General features: G+C 70.9%; 14 protein-coding genes. 7 read left to right on the plus strand and 7 right to left on the minus strand.

Features of this window, described 5'->3' with window-relative positions:
* Nucleotides 1-22: 22 nt before the first annotated feature.
* Both ACX9MN_RS10505 and xth read right to left on the minus strand, forming a co-directional pair.
* A complete protein-coding gene (locus ACX9MN_RS10505) occupies nucleotides 23-646 on the minus strand; it encodes a glutathione S-transferase family protein (protein ID WP_447693586.1) in 624 nt (207 codons plus the stop codon).
* Between the two features lie 23 nt (nucleotides 647-669).
* A complete protein-coding gene (gene xth / locus ACX9MN_RS10510; RefSeq protein ID WP_331299977.1) occupies nucleotides 670-1464 on the minus strand; it encodes an exodeoxyribonuclease III in 795 nt (264 codons plus the stop codon).
* Nucleotides 1465-1559: 95 nt separating this feature from the next.
* Here xth and ACX9MN_RS10515 point away from each other — a divergent pair, with 95 nt between their 5' ends.
* The 3 genes from ACX9MN_RS10515 (at nucleotide 1560) to glpX (ending at nucleotide 4801) form a co-directional block, all read left to right on the plus strand.
* Nucleotides 1560-2246 (plus strand): ceramidase domain-containing protein, encoded by a 687-nt coding sequence (locus ACX9MN_RS10515; RefSeq protein WP_489724360.1) that lies wholly within the window; start codon nucleotides 1560-1562, stop codon nucleotides 2244-2246.
* Nucleotides 2247-2355: 109 nt separating this feature from the next.
* Entirely contained in the window at nucleotides 2356-3672 is a 1317-nt protein-coding gene (locus tag ACX9MN_RS10520; protein WP_056528413.1) for a homoserine dehydrogenase, read from the plus strand.
* Nucleotides 3673-3817: 145 nt separating this feature from the next.
* Nucleotides 3818-4801, plus strand: coding sequence for a class II fructose-bisphosphatase (gene glpX / locus ACX9MN_RS10525; RefSeq protein WP_020091889.1), 984 nt, complete (start codon nucleotides 3818-3820; stop codon nucleotides 4799-4801).
* 57 nt (nucleotides 4802-4858) lie between these two features.
* Here glpX and ACX9MN_RS10530 read toward each other — a convergent pair whose 3' ends face one another.
* Nucleotides 4859-5806 carry a L,D-transpeptidase gene (locus tag ACX9MN_RS10530; protein WP_489724361.1) on the minus strand — a complete coding sequence of 316 codons (948 nt, stop codon included), beginning with the start codon at nucleotides 5804-5806 and terminating at the stop codon, nucleotides 4859-4861.
* A gap of 512 nt (nucleotides 5807-6318) precedes the next feature.
* Between ACX9MN_RS10530 and ACX9MN_RS10535 the strand changes: the two genes are divergently transcribed.
* The 4 genes from ACX9MN_RS10535 to ACX9MN_RS10550 all read left to right on the plus strand — a co-directional run bounded on the left by ACX9MN_RS10535 (nucleotide 6319) and on the right by ACX9MN_RS10550 (nucleotide 11162).
* Nucleotides 6319-7581: an MFS transporter gene (locus tag ACX9MN_RS10535; RefSeq protein ID WP_020091891.1), complete on the plus strand. Its 1263-nt coding sequence runs from the start codon at nucleotides 6319-6321 to the stop codon at nucleotides 7579-7581.
* A 225-nt stretch (nucleotides 7582-7806) separates the two neighbouring features.
* Nucleotides 7807-9099, plus strand: a complete 1293-nt coding sequence (locus ACX9MN_RS10540) for an MFS transporter (protein WP_020091892.1) — start codon at nucleotides 7807-7809, stop codon at nucleotides 9097-9099.
* A gap of 6 nt (nucleotides 9100-9105) precedes the next feature.
* Nucleotides 9106-10326, plus strand: a complete 1221-nt coding sequence (locus ACX9MN_RS10545) for a CaiB/BaiF CoA transferase family protein (protein WP_489724362.1) — start codon at nucleotides 9106-9108, stop codon at nucleotides 10324-10326.
* Nucleotides 10327-10349: 23 nt separating this feature from the next.
* Nucleotides 10350-11162, plus strand: coding sequence for an enoyl-CoA hydratase/isomerase family protein (locus tag ACX9MN_RS10550; protein ID WP_489724363.1), 813 nt, complete (start codon nucleotides 10350-10352; stop codon nucleotides 11160-11162).
* A 254-nt stretch (nucleotides 11163-11416) separates the two neighbouring features.
* Here ACX9MN_RS10550 and ACX9MN_RS10555 read toward each other — a convergent pair whose 3' ends face one another.
* From ACX9MN_RS10555 to dctP, 4 genes are all read right to left on the minus strand, one after another.
* Nucleotides 11417-11884, minus strand: coding sequence for a YbaK/EbsC family protein (locus ACX9MN_RS10555; RefSeq protein WP_489724364.1), 468 nt, complete (start codon nucleotides 11882-11884; stop codon nucleotides 11417-11419).
* A 194-nt stretch (nucleotides 11885-12078) separates the two neighbouring features.
* A complete protein-coding gene (locus tag ACX9MN_RS10560; RefSeq protein WP_020091896.1) occupies nucleotides 12079-13431 on the minus strand; it encodes a TRAP transporter large permease in 1353 nt (450 codons plus the stop codon).
* Nucleotides 13428-14120, minus strand: a complete 693-nt coding sequence (locus tag ACX9MN_RS10565) for a TRAP transporter small permease (RefSeq protein WP_489724365.1) — start codon at nucleotides 14118-14120, stop codon at nucleotides 13428-13430. Before ACX9MN_RS10565 ends, ACX9MN_RS10560 begins: the two co-directional genes overlap by 4 nt.
* On the minus strand, nucleotides 14117-15139 hold the full coding sequence (dctP, locus tag ACX9MN_RS10570) for a TRAP transporter substrate-binding protein DctP (protein ID WP_489724366.1): 1023 nt from the start codon (nucleotides 15137-15139) through the stop codon (nucleotides 14117-14119). Before dctP ends, ACX9MN_RS10565 begins: the two co-directional genes overlap by 4 nt.
* Nucleotides 15140-15250: the final 111 nt, after the last annotated feature.

Raw genomic sequence — 15250 nt, forward strand, 5'->3', positions numbered from 1 at the left:
GTGCAAGCGGCGCTGAGCGGCCTCAGCTCTTCGCCGCGGCGATCGCCGCGGTGAAGGACGGCCGCTCCAGCGTCGCCGCCACCCAGTCGGCGAGCTTCGGCCACCGGGCGCCGTCGACCGCGACCTTGGCTAGCCGCAGGTTGTGGAACGGCGCCGCCACGGCGATGTCGGCGATGCCGAACCGGCCGCCGACGAGGTAGGGCCCGTCGATCTGCGATTCGAGGTAGTCGAACAGCGGCGGCAGCGCCGTGTCGACAGTCCGCTGCGCCAGGGCCTCGTCGCCCTCGACCTTGAACAGGCGGGGCTTGAGGAAGCGCTCGACGAACGGCACCAGCACCTGCCGGGTCAGCTCGCACTCGCCGAACTTGTCGAACCAGCGGGCGCGGGCGGCGTCCCGCGCGTCCTCGGGGATCAGCGCGGGCGCCGGATGCAGCCGCTCGAGATAGTCCACGATGGCGCTCGAATCGGCGAGGCGATACCCGGCATCCTCCATCGCGGGGATCTTCCCCATCGGGCTCGCCGCCCGGAAGCCGGGATCCGCCGCGTGGAAGCCGACCGGGCGGTGCTCGAAGGCGACGCCCTTCTCGTAGAGCGCCGCGAGCACCTTGCGCACGTAGGGCGACACGCTGCTACCGTAGATGATCATCGTCGTTCCCCCCGATCGCGGCTCTAACCGGCCGCCAGCTCCGCCGTCACCGGCACGTGGTCCGACGGCTTGTCGAGCCCGCGCATGTGCTTCTGGACCGAGGCCGAGACCAGGCGGTCGCCGGCCTGGGGCGAGAGCAGCAGATGGTCGATGCGGATGCCGGCATTCCGCTGCCAGCACCCGGCTTGATAGTCCCAGAAGGTGTAGAGCCCGTCGCGCGGGTCGCAGGCGCGCAGGGCGTCGGTGTAGCCCTCGGCGAGGATCGCCCGGAACGCGGCCCGGGTCGTCCCGAGGAACAGGGCGTCCGAGCGCCACGCCTCCGGATCGGCCGCGTCGGCCGCCTCCGGGATGACGTTGTAGTCGCCCGCCAGCACCACAGCGATCTCGTCGTCCAGCAGCGCCCGGGCGTGGAGCCGCAGCCGCTCCATGAAGGCGAGCTTGTACGGGTATTTCGGGCTGTCCACCGGGTTGCCGTTCGGCAGGTAGATCGACGCCACGCGCACCGGGCGGGTGTCCGCGCCCGAGATCAGCGCCTCGATGTAGCGGGCCTGCTCGTCGGCGGCGTCGCCCGGCAGCCCGCGCCGAATCTCCGACATGGCCAGCGGCACCCGGACCAGCAGCGCCACGCCGTTATAGGCCTTCTGGCCCAGCGTCTCGACCGCGTAGCCCGCCGCCTCGATGTCGGCGCGCGGGAAGGCCTCGTCCTGGCATTTCAGCTCCTGCAGGCAGACCACGTCGGGCCGCGCCTCCTCCAGGAAGCTGAGGAGGTGCGGGAGCCGCTGCTTGATCGAGTTGACGTTCCAGGTGGTGATCCGCATCGCCTCGCTTCCGGTCGCCGCCCGGCCGTCATCCGCGCTTCGCGTCGCGCTGACAAGGCCATCCCGGCGCAAGGACGGGGAAGTAGGGTCGGCGAATGGACTGGTTCGAGCCGGTGTCGGCTTACTGCGAGCGGGGCGGGTTGGACTTCTGGGCCGAGCCCGCGAACGCGCTGTCGAACGCGGCCTTCCTGCTGGCCGCCGCCGCCGCGGCGCGGCGCGCCGCCGTGGCCGATCCGCCGGACCGGACCTGCCTCGGGCTGGCGACCCTGATCGCCGTGGTGGGCGTCGGCTCGTTCCTGTTCCACACCCTGGCAGTCTACTGGGCGATGCTCGCGGACGTCGTCCCGATCGCGCTGTTCATCTACGCCTATCTCGCGCTGGCCCTCTCGCGGTTCCTGCGCTTGGCGCCGGTCCGGGTCGCGGCGGCGACGGGCGGCTTCGCGCTCCTCGGATTCGCGCTCACGCCCCTGCTCGACGGGCTGACCGGCCTCGACGTCGCGCGGCTCACCAACGGCTCGGTCGACTACCTGCCCGCCCTGCTGGCGCTGTTCGGCGTCGCCTGGGCCGCCGCGCGGCGGCCGGAGGAGCGCTTCGTCGGGACCGGGCGGCGGCTCGCCGGCATCGGCCTGCTCTTCCTGATCTCGCTCGCGGCGCGAACCGGCGACCGGGCGGCCTGCGCGCTGCTGCCGACCGGCACGCACCCGCTCTGGCATGTGCTGAACGCCGTCGTCCTGTACGCCCTCGTGGCGACGGCGATCCGCCACCGGGAGACCGCCGGGTGACACGCCCCGCGGTCCCGGGCCAATTCCTTGCGGGCGGGGCGGAATTCTTGCAGAAGTGCGCCGCATCGGGCGCCCGGCCCATCGCGGTCGCCCGGGCACGGAAGGGGTCATGACAGTGAGCTTTCGCCTCGGGATCGCCGGACTCGGGACCGTCGGTGCGTCCGTGGTCCGGATGGTCGAGCGCCGCCGCGCCGCCTTCGCTGCGGCGGGCCTCGACATCCGCGTCACCGCGGTCTCCTCGCGCGACCGTGGCCGGGACCGCGGCCTCGACCTGTCCGGCATCGCGTGGTTCGACGATCCGGTGGCGCTCGCCCGGTCGGAATCCGTGGACTGCGTGGTCGAGCTGATCGGCGGCGCCGAGGGACCGGCCAAGGCCGTGGTCGAGGCGGCGCTCGCGGCGGGCAAGCCGGTGGTGACCGCCAACAAGGCGCTGCTGGCCCGTCACGGCGCCGCCCTGGCCGCGCAGGCCGAGGCGAAGGGCGTGGCCCTGGCCTTCGAGGCGGCGGTGGCCGGCGGCATCCCGGTGATCAAGACCCTGCGCGAGGGCCTGCCGGGCAACGCGGTCTCCCGCGTCTACGGGATCCTCAACGGCACCTGCAACTACATCCTCAGCCGCATGGAGCGCGAGGGGCTGACCTTCGAGGCCTGCCTGAAGGACGCGCAGGCCCTGGGCTACGCCGAGGCGGACCCGACCTTCGACGTCGAGGGGTTCGACACCGCGCACAAGCTCGCGATCCTGACGAGCCTCGCCTTCGGGACCGCCGTCGACGCCGACGGCGTGTCGGTCGAGGGCATCTCCCGGGTGCAGCCCCTCGATCTGCGCATGGCGGACGAGCTCGGCTACCGGATCAAGCTGCTCGGCGTGGCGCAGGCGACCGAGGCCGGCATCGAGCAGCGGGTCCACCCGACCATGGTGCCGAAATCCTCGGCGATCGCGCAGGTCATGGGCGTGACCAACGCCGTGACGATCGACGCGGACGCGGTGGGCGAGCTCACGCTCATCGGTCCCGGCGCCGGCGGCGAGGCCACGGCCTCCGCGGTGGTCGCCGACATCGCCGACGTGGCGCGCGGCGTGATCCGCCCGACCTTCGGCGTTCCGGCCGCGGCGATGCGCGCCAGCGAGCGCGTGGAGATGCAGCGTCACGAGGGCGGCTACTACATCCGCCTCACCGTCCATGACCGCCCGGGCGTCGCGGCCGGCGTCGCGCAGCGGATGGCCGAGCGATCCATCTCCCTGGAGAGCATCCTGCAGCGCCGCGTCGAGGGGCCGGAGGCCGATCCGCGCGGCCGCTCCGGCCGGCCGGTGCCGCTGGTGCTGATCACCTACGCGGCGACCGAGGGCAACATCCGCGACGCCCTCGACGCCATCGGCGCCGACGGACTGCTGGCGGAGCCGCCGCAGCTGATCCGGATCGAGCGTGAATAACAGTGCATACGGTAGCGTGACCCCCCACCGCTTGATGCAGGATAGTGGGCATTAGCGAACCGGCGTATACGCTGCGCGGCCGTCATCCGACGGTATCCATCCGGGATCCGACCCCAAGATCGGACCCGGCCAGAGGCAGGAAACCATGGAAGAGGCCCCCAAGCCGGCATCGCGCGGCGTCCCGCGCACGCTCGCCCTCGAACTGGCCCGCGTGACGGAGCGTGCCGCCATCGCCGCCGCCCGATTGCGCGGCCAGGGCGACGAGAAGGCGGCCGACCAGGCCGCGGTCGACGCGATGCGCGACGAACTCAACGGCCTGCCGATCCGCGGCACCGTGGTGATCGGGGAGGGGGAGCGCGATCAGGCGCCGATGCTGTTCATCGGCGAGCAGCTCGGTCTCGGGGAAGGGCCCGAGGTCGACATCGCGGTCGATCCGCTTGAGGGCACGACCCTCTGCGCCAAGGACATGCCGGGTGCCATCGCCGTCATGGCGATGGCCGAGCGCGGCTCGCTCCTCGCCGCGCCGGACGTCTACATGCAGAAGATCGCGATCGGGCCCGGCTACCCGCCCGGCCTCGTCGATCTCGACGCCAGCCCGACCGACAACATCGCGGCGCTGGCCCGGGCCAAGGGCGTCGACCCGAAGCAGATCACCGCGCTGATCCTCGACCGGCCGCGCCACGCGGCGCTCGTGGCCGAGGTGCGGGCGGCCGGCGCGGCGGTCCGCCTGATCTCGGACGGCGACATCGCCGGCATCATCTTCACGGCGAGCCCCGAGGAGACGGGCATCGACCTCTATCTCGGGACCGGCGCGGCGCCCGAGGGCGTGCTGGCGGCCGCCGCGATGCGCTGCATCGGCGGCCAGATGCAGGGACGCCTGATTCTCGACACCCCGGACCGTCGGCGCCGGGCCGCCGAGATGGGCATCGAGAATCTGGACCGGAAATACGACCTGACCGATCTCGCGAGCGGTGACGTCATCGTGGCCGCCACGGGCATCACGGACGGGGCTCTCCTGCGCGGCGTGCGCTTCCGGCCGGACAAGATCCAGACCGAGACCCTGGTGTACCGGTCCGAGGCCGGGACGGTCCGCCGGATCCTCGGCGAGCACCGGCGCGGGCTGACCTGAACCGGCGGACCGCCGGTCCCGGACCGGCGGCGCTCGGGCGGTGGGCCTGGCCCGGCCTCAGTTCAGCACCACCACCTTGCTGCCGACGCCGACCCGGCTGAACAGGTCGATCGCGTCCTGATTGATCATCCGGATGCAGCCCGACGACACGCTCTTGCCGATGGAGAAGGGCTCGAGGGTTCCGTGGATGCGGAACAGCGTGTCCTTGTTGCCCTGCCAGAGGTACATGGCGCGGGCGCCGAGCGGATTGCGCAGACCGCCGGCGACGCCGAGGCCGCTCTGCAGCTTGTCGACCTCGCTGGCGAGCTTCGGGCTGCGGGCGATCATCTCCTTCGGCGGATACCAGTCCGGCCACGCCTGCTTGGAATTCACCGTCGCGGTGCCCGACCACGAGAAGCCCTGCTTGCCGACGCCGACGCCGTAGCGGCGGGCCCGGCCGTTGGCCTCGACCAGGGTGAGCTGGTGGGCCCGCGGGTCGACGATGATCGTCCCCGGCTCGTAGGGACCGTGATAGGCGATCTCCTGACGGAGGAAGGCGGGGTTCATCTTCTTGTAATTGAACGCTTGGACCGGGAACACGTCGTCCGTGATCGGGCCGTAGATCTTGGCGTAGTCGATCGGCTCGTTGTCGGGCGCGCGGAGCACGGCCTTGGCCTTGGCGGCCTCCAGCGGCGAGAGCCCCTCGGCCGCAGGCGCGCTGCCCGGGCGTGCCGGGACCGTCGGGTCCGTCTCCAGGTTGGCGGCCGGCGGCGGCGCGACCGGGGCCTGCGTGGCGGGCGGCGGGGGTGCCGGGCGCACGAAGTTGGTGCGGCCGGTATAGGGCAGGTAGCGGCCGCCGCGACGCACGTAGAGCGCGCCGTTCTGATCCTGGTAGAGCTGATTGTCGTCGCCGAACCCGTCGATCCCGGCATCACCCACGGGGCCGCGGCCCTGGGCGTGCGCGGCGGAGGCGAGGGCGAGGACCGTGAAGCCGGCCAGGAGAAGGCGACGGATCGGGGCGGACATGGTTCGAATTCCTCGGGAGGCGCCGCCGGGGCTTGCCGCGACGCGCAGGCGAGCGGGCCGGCACGAAGTCGCGGCACAGCTCATCCCGGGGCTTAGCAAAGGTCGCGCTTTACCGCCAAGTTGCTGACGGTCATCAAGGGCAACTTACAGGGTCTTCCGGATCGTTTCTCGCCGCGTGTGTTGCCCTCGTGCAGCAACGATTTCGGCCGCGCCGCTCACCGATCCGTGAGGGCGCCGGGCGAGCGCCCGTTTACTCGGCACGCCTGCCTCGCCGAGCGGCAGCGACTCGGCGCCAGCGACTTGGCGGAACGCGGTTCGGCCGCGGCGCCGCGACGGCCGAGCGATCCGGTCGGCGGGCGTCCGTCCGGGATGGCACGCTTGCTGCATTGCCCAGTCAGCCGCGCCTGCTGCGGCGGCGGAGCAACGACGCTCCAAACAGCGGACGGTGTGAGTCCGGATCCCCGGCATGAGCGACCGCACGGCGGTTCGCCCACTTACGACGAGCACCAGCTATGGCCAGCTTCAAAACGGTGATGAAGTCGGGTCACCCCCCGACGCTGTTCGCGGCATTCCTCTACTTCGATTTCTGCTTCGCCATCTGGGTCCTGAACGGCGCCATGGGCCCGTTCATCACCGAGACCTACAAGCTGACGCCGGCCCAGACCGGCTTCATGATCTCGCTACCGATCCTCGCCGGTGCGCTGATGCGCTTCCCGCTCGGCGTTCTGGCCCAGTATATCGGCCGCAAGAACGCCGCGATCACCGAGATGGTCGTGATCATGCTGGCGATGGCCTACGGCTATCTCTTCGTCTCCTCCTACAACGACGTGCTCGCGATGGGCGTGCTGCTCGGCATCGCCGGCGCGTCCTTCGGCGTCGCGCTCTCCCTCGGCTCCGGCTGGTTCCCGCCGGAACACAAGGGGCTGGCGATGGGCATCGCGGGCGCCGGCAATTCCGGCACCGTGCTGGCCGTGCTGTTCGCTCCGCCGCTGGCCCAGGCCTACGGCTGGCAGACCACCTACGCCTTCGCGGGCCTCGTCATGCTGCTGCCGCTGGCGGTCATGATCGTGCTCGCCAAGGAGCCGCCGGATTGCGAGCACCAGTCCTTCAAGGAGCACGTCTCCTGCCTGTTCACGAAGGATGGCTGGGCGTTCTCGCTGATCTACGTCATCACTTTCGGCGGCTTCATCGGCCTGTCGAACTTCCTGCCGACCTTCTTCTACGAGCAGTTCGCGGTGACGAAGGTCGAGGCCGGGCGGCTGACGATGCTGGCGGCCTTCATGGGCTCCGGCATCCGGATCGTCGGCGGTTACTTCGCCGACCGGATGGGCGGAATCGCGGTGCTGTCGGTGGTGCTGCTGGCGGCGATCGCGACCCTGCTCTCGCTGACCGCGACCCCGTCGCTGGCGCTCACGACGCTCCTGTTCATGCTGTGCTTCGCGGCGCTCGGCGCCGGCAACGGCGCGCTGTTCCAGCTCGTCCCGCTGCGCTGGCCCACCAACACGGCGGTGGCCGGCTCGATGATCGGCGAGATCGGCGCGCTCGGCGGCGCGATCCTGCCGAACGTCATGGGCCTGTCGAAGCAGTATACCGGCTCGTTCTCGCTGGGCTTCGTCGGCTACGCCGTCTTCACCGCGATCGTGCTCGGTTGCCTCGCCCTCTGGCAGCGCAAGTGGGTCGGGAGCTGGGTCGGGCCGCGCGGCAAGGCGCTCGGCAAGGCGATCGGCACCCCGACCGAGGCCGAGCAGGGTCAGCTCCGGCCCGCGACGGCCTGACCGGCGCCGCGGGGCCTCCCGGCCGCGACCGACACGAGACGGGGGCCCGGGCGGCCCCCGTTTTCAGTTGCACCCCGTGGAATGAATTCACGTGCCGGATGCAAGTCGGCGGTTGCCTTCCGCCGCGCGACGCGTTTGAATAATGCATTACGAAAGAGCGCCCGGCCCGAGAGCCGAGGTGCCCGGCGACCGCGCGAGGCGGCGCCCCCATGGGAGGAACGGTCGATGTCGAAGCGCTTCAGCGCCACGAACGGCGTGCTCGGCCTGCTCTGTCTGATGTACTTCATCACGTACCTGGACCGGGTGAACATCGCCACGGCCGGTGCGGAGATCATGCGCGATTTCGGCATGTCGAAGACCGATTTCGGTCTGATCCTGTCGGCCTTCGCGTACCCCTACGCGATCTTCCAGGTGATCGGCGGCTCGGTCGGCGACAAGTTCGGCGCCCGGCGCACGCTGCTCGCCTGCGGGGTGATCTGGGCCTCGGCGACCATCCTGACCGGCATGGTCGGCGGCCTCGTCAGCCTGTTCATGGCCCGGGTGCTGCTCGGCTTCGGCGAGGGCGCGACCTTCCCGACCGCGACCCGCGCCATGCAGAACTGGACGGCGCCCGGCCGGCGCGGTTTCGCGCAGGGCATCACCCACGCCTTCGCGCGGCTCGGTAACGCGGTGGCGCCCCCGATCGTGGCCTTCCTGATCTACCATTTCGGCTGGCGGACCAGCTTCGTCATCCTCGGCGCGGTGAGCTTCGTCTGGGTCGCGATCTGGTGGCTGTACTTCCGCGACGACCCGTCCGAGCATCCGGCGATCACCGAGGCCGAGCTCGCGACGCTGCCGCCGCCCCGCCAGGTCGGCGCGAAGCAGAGCGTGCCGTGGGGTGCCCTGACGCGCCGGATGCTGCCGGTCACCGTCACGTATTTCTGCTACGGCTGGACGCTGTGGCTGTTCCTCGGCTGGCTGCCGAGCTTCTTCAAGGAGAACTACAGCCTCGACCTGAAGAACTCGGCCCTGTTCGCCTCGGGCGTGTTCTTCGCCGGCGTCGTCGGCGACACGGTCGGCGGCCTGCTCAGCGACTCGATCCTGCACCGCACCGGCAAGGTGAAGCTCGCGCGCCTGTCGGTGATCGTGATCGGCTTCCTCGGGGCGGCCGCGAGCCTCGCGGGCGTGTTCATGACCCGGGACCTGACCCTCGTCGCGCTGCTCCTGTCCTCCGGCTTCTTCTTCGCCGAACTGGTGATCGGACCGATCTGGTCCGTGCCGATGGACATCGCGCCGAAATACGCCGGCACCGCCAGCGGCCTGATGAACACCGGTTCGGCGGTGGCGGCGATCGTCTCGCCGATCGTCTTCGGCGTCATCGTCGACGTGACCGGGAGCTGGACGCTGCCGTTCGTCGGCTCGATCGGCCTGTGCCTGCTCGGCGCCGCGCTGGCCTTCACGATGCACCCTGAGCGGGAATTCGTGGATCCCGTCACGCCGCCGGTCGGCCCCGCGGCCACCGTCCCGGCCGGGGAGTAGCGCGCGATGGCGGAGACGATGAAGCGGTCGGGTCCACTCGCCGGGATGCGGGTGATCGAGCTCGCCCACATCATGGCCGGGCCGGTCTGCGGGCTGATGCTCGCCGACATGGGCGCGGAGGTGATCAAGGTCGAGAAGAGGGAGGGCGACGACACCCGTCGCACCGTCCCGCCCGCCCTCGAGGGCGAGAGCGCCGCCTACATGATGATGAACCGCGGCAAGCGCGGACTCAGCCTCGACCTGAAGGATCCGGACGGTGTCGCGGTCCTGCGGCGCCTGCTCAAGGGCGCGGACGCCCTGATCGAGAACTACCGCGGCGGCACGATGGAGCGCCTCGGGATCGGGTACGAGACCCTGAAGGTCGAGTTCCCGGAGCTGGTCTACTGCTCGCTCTCCGGCTTCGGCCGCACCGGTCCCTACGCCGACCGGGCCGGGTTCGACCTCGTGGCGCAGGGCATGAGCGGCCTCATGTCGGTGACCGGGGAGGGGCCCGGCCGGCCGCCGATGAAGTGCGGGCCACCAGTCACCGACATCACCGCGGGCATCCTGGCCGCCATGGGCATCCTCGCCGCCTACGCGAACCGGCTCCGCACGGGCCGGGGCCAAGCGGTCGACACGTCGCTGTTCGAGGCCGGCATCACCCACACCTACTGGCAGTCGGCCATCGCCATGGCGACCGGGATCGCGCCCGGGCCGATGGGCTCGGCCCATCCGCTGAACGCGCCCTACGAGGCCTTCGAGACCGCCGACGGCTGGATCACGATCGGCGCGGCCAACCAGACCAACTGGCTGCGCCTGCTCAAGGCCATCGGCGCCGACGACCTCGCGGAGGATCCGCGCTTCGCGCTCAACCGCGACCGGATGGCCAATCGGCACGCGCTCGCCGTGACCCTCGCGCCGATCTTCCGGGCCCACGGCTCGGCCGAGTGGCTCGCCCGGCTGGAAGCCGGCGGCGTCCCGGCCGGCCCGGTCCTCGACGTGAACGCGATGCACCGGGACCCGCAGACCCTCGCCCGCGAGATGGTGGTCGAGGTCGATCACCCGCGGGTCGGCCGCATGAAGACGCTCGGCCTGCCGGTGAAGTTCTCCGAGACGCCGGGACGCGTGCACGGGCCGGCCCCGTTGCTCGGCGAGCATTCCCGCGCGATCCTGGCGGAGGCCGGCTACGCGCCGGCCGAGATCGACGCGCTGATCGCGCGGGGCGTGGTCCGCGAGACCGCGGCCTGACGCCGCCACCCGGAGACCCGCGCATGACCGCCAAGCCCGCGACCGACGAGTTGCTGTTCACCACCGACGAGGCCGGCATCGCCCGCATCGTCCTGAACCGTCCGCAGGCGCGCAACGCGCTGACCTTCGCGATGTATCAGGGCCTGATCACCTGCTGCGAGGCGATCGCCGGGAACCCCGCGGTCAAGGCGCTGATCATCACCGGCGCGGGCGACAAGGCCTTCGCGGCCGGGACCGACATCGCCCAGTTCCGCGACTTCAGCACCGCCGAGGACGCGCTTGGCTACGAGCGCTTCATGGACAAAGTGCTGGGCTCCCTGGAGCGGCTGCGGGTGCCGACCATCGCGGCGATCGCCGGGGCCTGCACGGGCGGCGGCGCGGCCATCGCGGCGGCCTGCGACCTGCGCATCGCCACGCGCGACGCCCGCTTCGGCTTCCCGATCGCCCGCACCCTCGGCAATTGCCTGAGCCAGGGCAACCTCAAGCGGCTCTCCGGCCTGATCGGCCCGGCGCGGGTCAAGGACATCATCTTCACCGCCCGCCTCGTCGGCGCCGAGGAGGCGCTCGCCATCGGCCTCGTGGGCGAGGTGGTCGACGATCGGATCGCGCTCACGGAGCGGGTCGATACGCTGGCCCAGCTCTTGGCCAACCACGCGCCGCTGACCATGCAGGCGACCAAGGAGGGTCTGCGGCGGCTCGCCGAGGAGGAGGCCGGCGCCGAGGGCGCGCCGCATCCCGGCGATGACCTGATCCTCATGTGCTACATGAGCCAGGATTTCCGCGAGGGCATGGAGGCCTTCCTCGGCAAGCGCCCGCCCAACTGGACCGGACGCTAGGGCCGCACCCTGTCACGTGGTGCGACGGTCCGGAGGGAAGGCCTCTTGGGTGTCGAGACAGTGGCGCCATGCCCCCTCTCCCGTGCGGGAGAGGGTTGGGGTGAGGGACGAGAACGTTCAGGATCAAGCGCGCGGTCCTGCGTCGACGGCGCGCGCCTCGTCCGGACAGACCTGATCCCTCACCCTGTCCCTCTCCCGCACGGGAGAGGGGACCCGCGCCTCGTGTGGAGCGGGAACGGCGCTGACCGCGCCGCTCAGCCCGGCAGCGCGCAGACATCGACCCAGGCGGCGCCGGTCAGCTCGGCCATCCGCGCCGGCGCGATCCGCACCGAGCTGTGGGTGCTGCCGGCCGCCGGCACCACCTCGTCGAACGCCCGCAGCGAGACGTCGCAGTAGACCGGCAGCGGCGTCAGCAGGCCGAAGGGGCAGACGCCGCCCACCGGATGGCCGGTGAGCGCCTCGACCTCGCCGAGGTCGAGCATCCGCACCTTGCCGCCGAAGGCGGCCTTGGCCTTCCGGTTGTCGAGCCGCGCGTCGCCGCGCGTCACCACCAGGGCGACCTGATCGCCGACCCGGATCGAGAGCGTCTTGGCGATCTGGGCCGGGACGACGCCGTGGCCCTCCGCCGCCTCGGCGACGGTCGCGGTGCTGGTCTCCAGCACGATGACCGCGATGTCGGGCGCCTTCTCGGCGAAGAAGGCGCGCACGGAGGCGAGGCTCATGGTTCGGTCCGAAGCTCTGGATCGGGGCGGGGCGGCGCGCGCGCTGCCATAGGCGGCTCCGGTCGCGCCGGCCAGCGCGCCGACGCGGGCCGCCGCTGCGCGGGACGCGGCGCTCGCGCGACCGCGTCCCCACGCGCGACAGGCCCCTCTCCGGGCGGAGAGGGGCCTGCCTCGCACGGGCCGGGTGGATCGACCTACCGCGTCGTCGTCAGCAGCAGGTCCGGCAGCCACATCGCGATGCCCGGGACGAGGCACAGGATCAGGATCGCGACCGCCATCAGGATCACGAAGGGCAGGGTGCCCCAGATGATGTCCGAGAGCGGGATGTCCGGGGCGATGTTCTTGATGACGAAGATGTTGAGGCCCACCGGCGGGTGGATCAGGCCCATCTCCATGGTGATGGTCATCACGACGCCGAACCAGACAAGGTCGAAGCCGGCGGCCTTGAGCGGCGGCAGGATGATCGGCGCCGTCATCAGGATGATCGAGACCGGCGGCAGGAAGAAGCCGAGCGCGATCACCAGCGCCAGGATGGTCACCAGCAGCACCCACGGCGACAGCTGCATCGCGACGATCGCGGCGGCGGCCGACTGCGAGATGTGCAGGTAGCTCATCACGTAGGCGTAGAGCAGCGACATGCCGATGATCAGCATCAGCATGGTCGATTCCCGCAGCGTCGCCGTCAGGATCGGCGTGACGTCGCGGAAGCGCCAGACGCCGTAGATCGCGGCGATCAGCGCCAGGGCCATCAGCCCGCCGAGGCCTGCGGTCTCGGACGGCGTGGCGTAGCCGCCGTAGAGCGCCACCATCACGCCGGTGAGCAGGACCACGAAGGGCAGGACCCGCGGCAGCGTCGAGAAGCGCTGCGCCATGCTGTACTGCTCGTCCGCCAGGATCGGCGAGGCCGGCCCGCCGCGCTCCAGGGCCACCTTCGCGGCGGCGTATTCCGAGCGGAAGCGCACCATCGACCACGCGGCGAACAGGCCCACGAGCAGGAGCCCCGGCCCGATGCCCGCGAGGAACAGGCGCCCGAGCGACTGCTCGGCCGCCACCGCGTACAGGATCATGGTGATCGAGGGCGGCAGCAGGATGCCGAGCGTGCCGCCCGCCGCGATGATCCCGGCCGCGAAGCCCGGCGAGTAGCCGCGCTTGCGCATCTCTGGGATGCCGGCCGAGCCGATCGCCGAGCAGGTCGCCGGGCTGGAGCCCGCCATGGCGGCGAACAGCGCGCAGGCGAAGACGTTGGCGATGCCCAGGCCGCCCGGGATGCGGTGCATCCAGGCGTGCATGGCCGTGTAGAGATCCTGGCCGGCCTTGGACCGCCCGATTGCCGCGCCCTTCAGGATGAAGAGCGGGATCGACAGCAGGGTGATGGAGGCCATTTCCTCGTAGACGTTCTGCGCCACCGTATCGAGGGAGGCGCCGGGCATGAACGCCACCATGAAGGCGAGCGCCACGAAGCCCAGCGCGAAGGCGATGGGGATGCCCGAGAGCATCGCCCCGAGGGTCGCGCCCGCGTACAGGAAGCCGATCGCGGCCGTGCTCATCGTTCAACCTTCGCGGAAACGGTCTGACCCATCGGGTCCGGTCCCCGGGGCGTGACCTCGGCCGCCCCGTGCATGTCGCGATTCACGTCGGCCCCGAGCCCGATCTTGGGCTGCGCCCAGCCGGCGGCCCGCGGCCCGTAGGCGAGGGCCTCGGCGATCTGCAGGACGAACTGGAGGCACAGCAGGCTCATGCCGACGGACATGAGCGTGTAGGGGATCCAGAGGGGCGGTCCCCACGTCGACTGCGAGACCTGACCGTCGACCCAGGCCTCGTGATCGAGCGACCAGCTCTTCCACGCGAAGAATAGGCAGAAGGCGAGGCTGACGACGTCGGCCAGCAGGAGCCGGACTCTGTTCGCCGCCGGCGGGAGGAGGCCGGTCAAGGCCTCGATCGCCACGTGCCCGCGCTTGGCCTGCACGCCGGCCGCCGACAGGAAGGTGGCCCCGATGATGAGGTACACCGCCATCTCGTCCTGCCACTCCGTCGGCTCCTTCAGGAGGTAGCGGACGACGACGCTGTGGGTCAGGACGAGGCAGGCTGCCACCAGGCAGAGGCCGCCGACGGCCAGGATCACATTGTTCAGGAGGCGCATGCCCCGATCGAAGGTGCCGAGGAGGCCCGGAAGGCGCGGTTCCTCGGCCCCGCGCGCCTCCGGGGCGGCCGTGGCCGCGTCGAAGCCGTGGCTCACGCGACCTGCTCCGCGAGCTTCAGCAGTTCCGCGCAGTTCGCGTTCTTGGCGGCGTAGTCCTTCCAGGCCGTGTTGCGGGCGAGATCCCGCCACTGGCCGAGGGACTTCTCGTCGACCTGGACGACCTTAGCGCCGGCCTTGGCGAAGATCTCCTCGACGCGGGTGTCGTCCTCCTTCGCGCCGGCCTGGCCGAAGGCCTCGAGCTCCGTGCCGACCGCCATGATCAGGTCCTGCTGCTCCTTCGGCAGTCCCGAGAACACGATCTTGGACATCATGATCGGCTCGAGCATGAACCAGTAGGAGCGCTCGCGCCCCGAAGTCAGCGCCTTGGACAGCTCCTCCAGGCGGAAAGAGATCAGGCTGGTGGAGGAGGTGATCACCGCGTCGCAGGCGCCGGTCTGCATCGCCGCGTAGGACTCGTTCGACGGGATCGAGAGGGTGGCCGCGCCGGCCTCCTTCATCATCATGTCCATCTCGCGCGAGCCGCCGCGGACCTTCATCCCCTTGGCGTCGGCCGGCGCCACGAGGGCGCGCTCCCGGCTTGCGACGCCGCCGGCCTGCCAGACCCAGGAGACCAGGATGATGCCCTTCGCGTCCAGGATCTCGGTGAGCTTGCGGCCGACCGGGGCCGCCTTCCACGCCACGGCTTGCGCGTAGGACGTCACGAGGGCGGGCATCAGGCCGATATTGAGTTCCGGAATCTCGCCGCCCGCGTAGGGGCTCGGGTAGAGCGACATGTCGAGCGCGCCCTTGCGCATGGCGCCGAACTGGGCGTTCGTCTTCATCAGCGAGGAGCCCGGGTAGACCTGGACGTCCAGGGCGCCCTTCGAGCGCTCGCCGACCATCTTGGCGAACTTCCGGCACATGCGGTCGCGGAAATCGCCCTCGTCGATCGTGCCGCCGGGGAACTGGTGGGACAGCTTCAGCGTCGTGGCCGCCTGCGCGCTGTTCAGGCCGAACCGCAGGATGGCCGGTGCCGCGAGCGTGGCCGCGATCAGCGATCGACGAGTTGGCGTCATGGAGCTCTCCCGCACCGCAAACAACGCGGCGTAATTTTGTGCGCTGCAATAGTGCGGCGCCTCGTTGTATGCATGGAAAACCGGCTTGTATATTTTGTCAATGCTCCAGCA

The organism is Methylobacterium sp. 1A, assembly GCF_058072805.1.

Coding starts and splice junctions, on each gene's coding strand:
- xth (WP_331299977.1), bottom strand. CDS start 1,464: ATGCGGATCACCACCTGGAACGTCAACTCGATCAAGCAGCGGCTCCCG.
- ACX9MN_RS10520 (WP_056528413.1), top strand. CDS start 2,356: ATGACAGTGAGCTTTCGCCTCGGGATCGCCGGACTCGGGACCGTCGGT.
- ACX9MN_RS10550 (WP_489724363.1), top strand. CDS start 10,350: ATGACCGCCAAGCCCGCGACCGACGAGTTGCTGTTCACCACCGACGAG.
- ACX9MN_RS10545 (WP_489724362.1), top strand. CDS start 9,106: ATGGCGGAGACGATGAAGCGGTCGGGTCCACTCGCCGGGATGCGGGTG.
- glpX (WP_020091889.1), top strand. CDS start 3,818: ATGGAAGAGGCCCCCAAGCCGGCATCGCGCGGCGTCCCGCGCACGCTC.
- ACX9MN_RS10540 (WP_020091892.1), top strand. CDS start 7,807: ATGTCGAAGCGCTTCAGCGCCACGAACGGCGTGCTCGGCCTGCTCTGT.
- dctP (WP_489724366.1), bottom strand. CDS start 15,139: ATGACGCCAACTCGTCGATCGCTGATCGCGGCCACGCTCGCGGCACCG.
- ACX9MN_RS10555 (WP_489724364.1), bottom strand. CDS start 11,884: ATGAGCCTCGCCTCCGTGCGCGCCTTCTTCGCCGAGAAGGCGCCCGAC.
- ACX9MN_RS10505 (WP_447693586.1), bottom strand. CDS start 646: ATGATCATCTACGGTAGCAGCGTGTCGCCCTACGTGCGCAAGGTGCTC.
- ACX9MN_RS10515 (WP_489724360.1), top strand. CDS start 1,560: ATGGACTGGTTCGAGCCGGTGTCGGCTTACTGCGAGCGGGGCGGGTTG.
- ACX9MN_RS10560 (WP_020091896.1), bottom strand. CDS start 13,431: ATGAGCACGGCCGCGATCGGCTTCCTGTACGCGGGCGCGACCCTCGGG.
- ACX9MN_RS10535 (WP_020091891.1), top strand. CDS start 6,319: ATGGCCAGCTTCAAAACGGTGATGAAGTCGGGTCACCCCCCGACGCTG.
- ACX9MN_RS10530 (WP_489724361.1), bottom strand. CDS start 5,806: ATGTCCGCCCCGATCCGTCGCCTTCTCCTGGCCGGCTTCACGGTCCTC.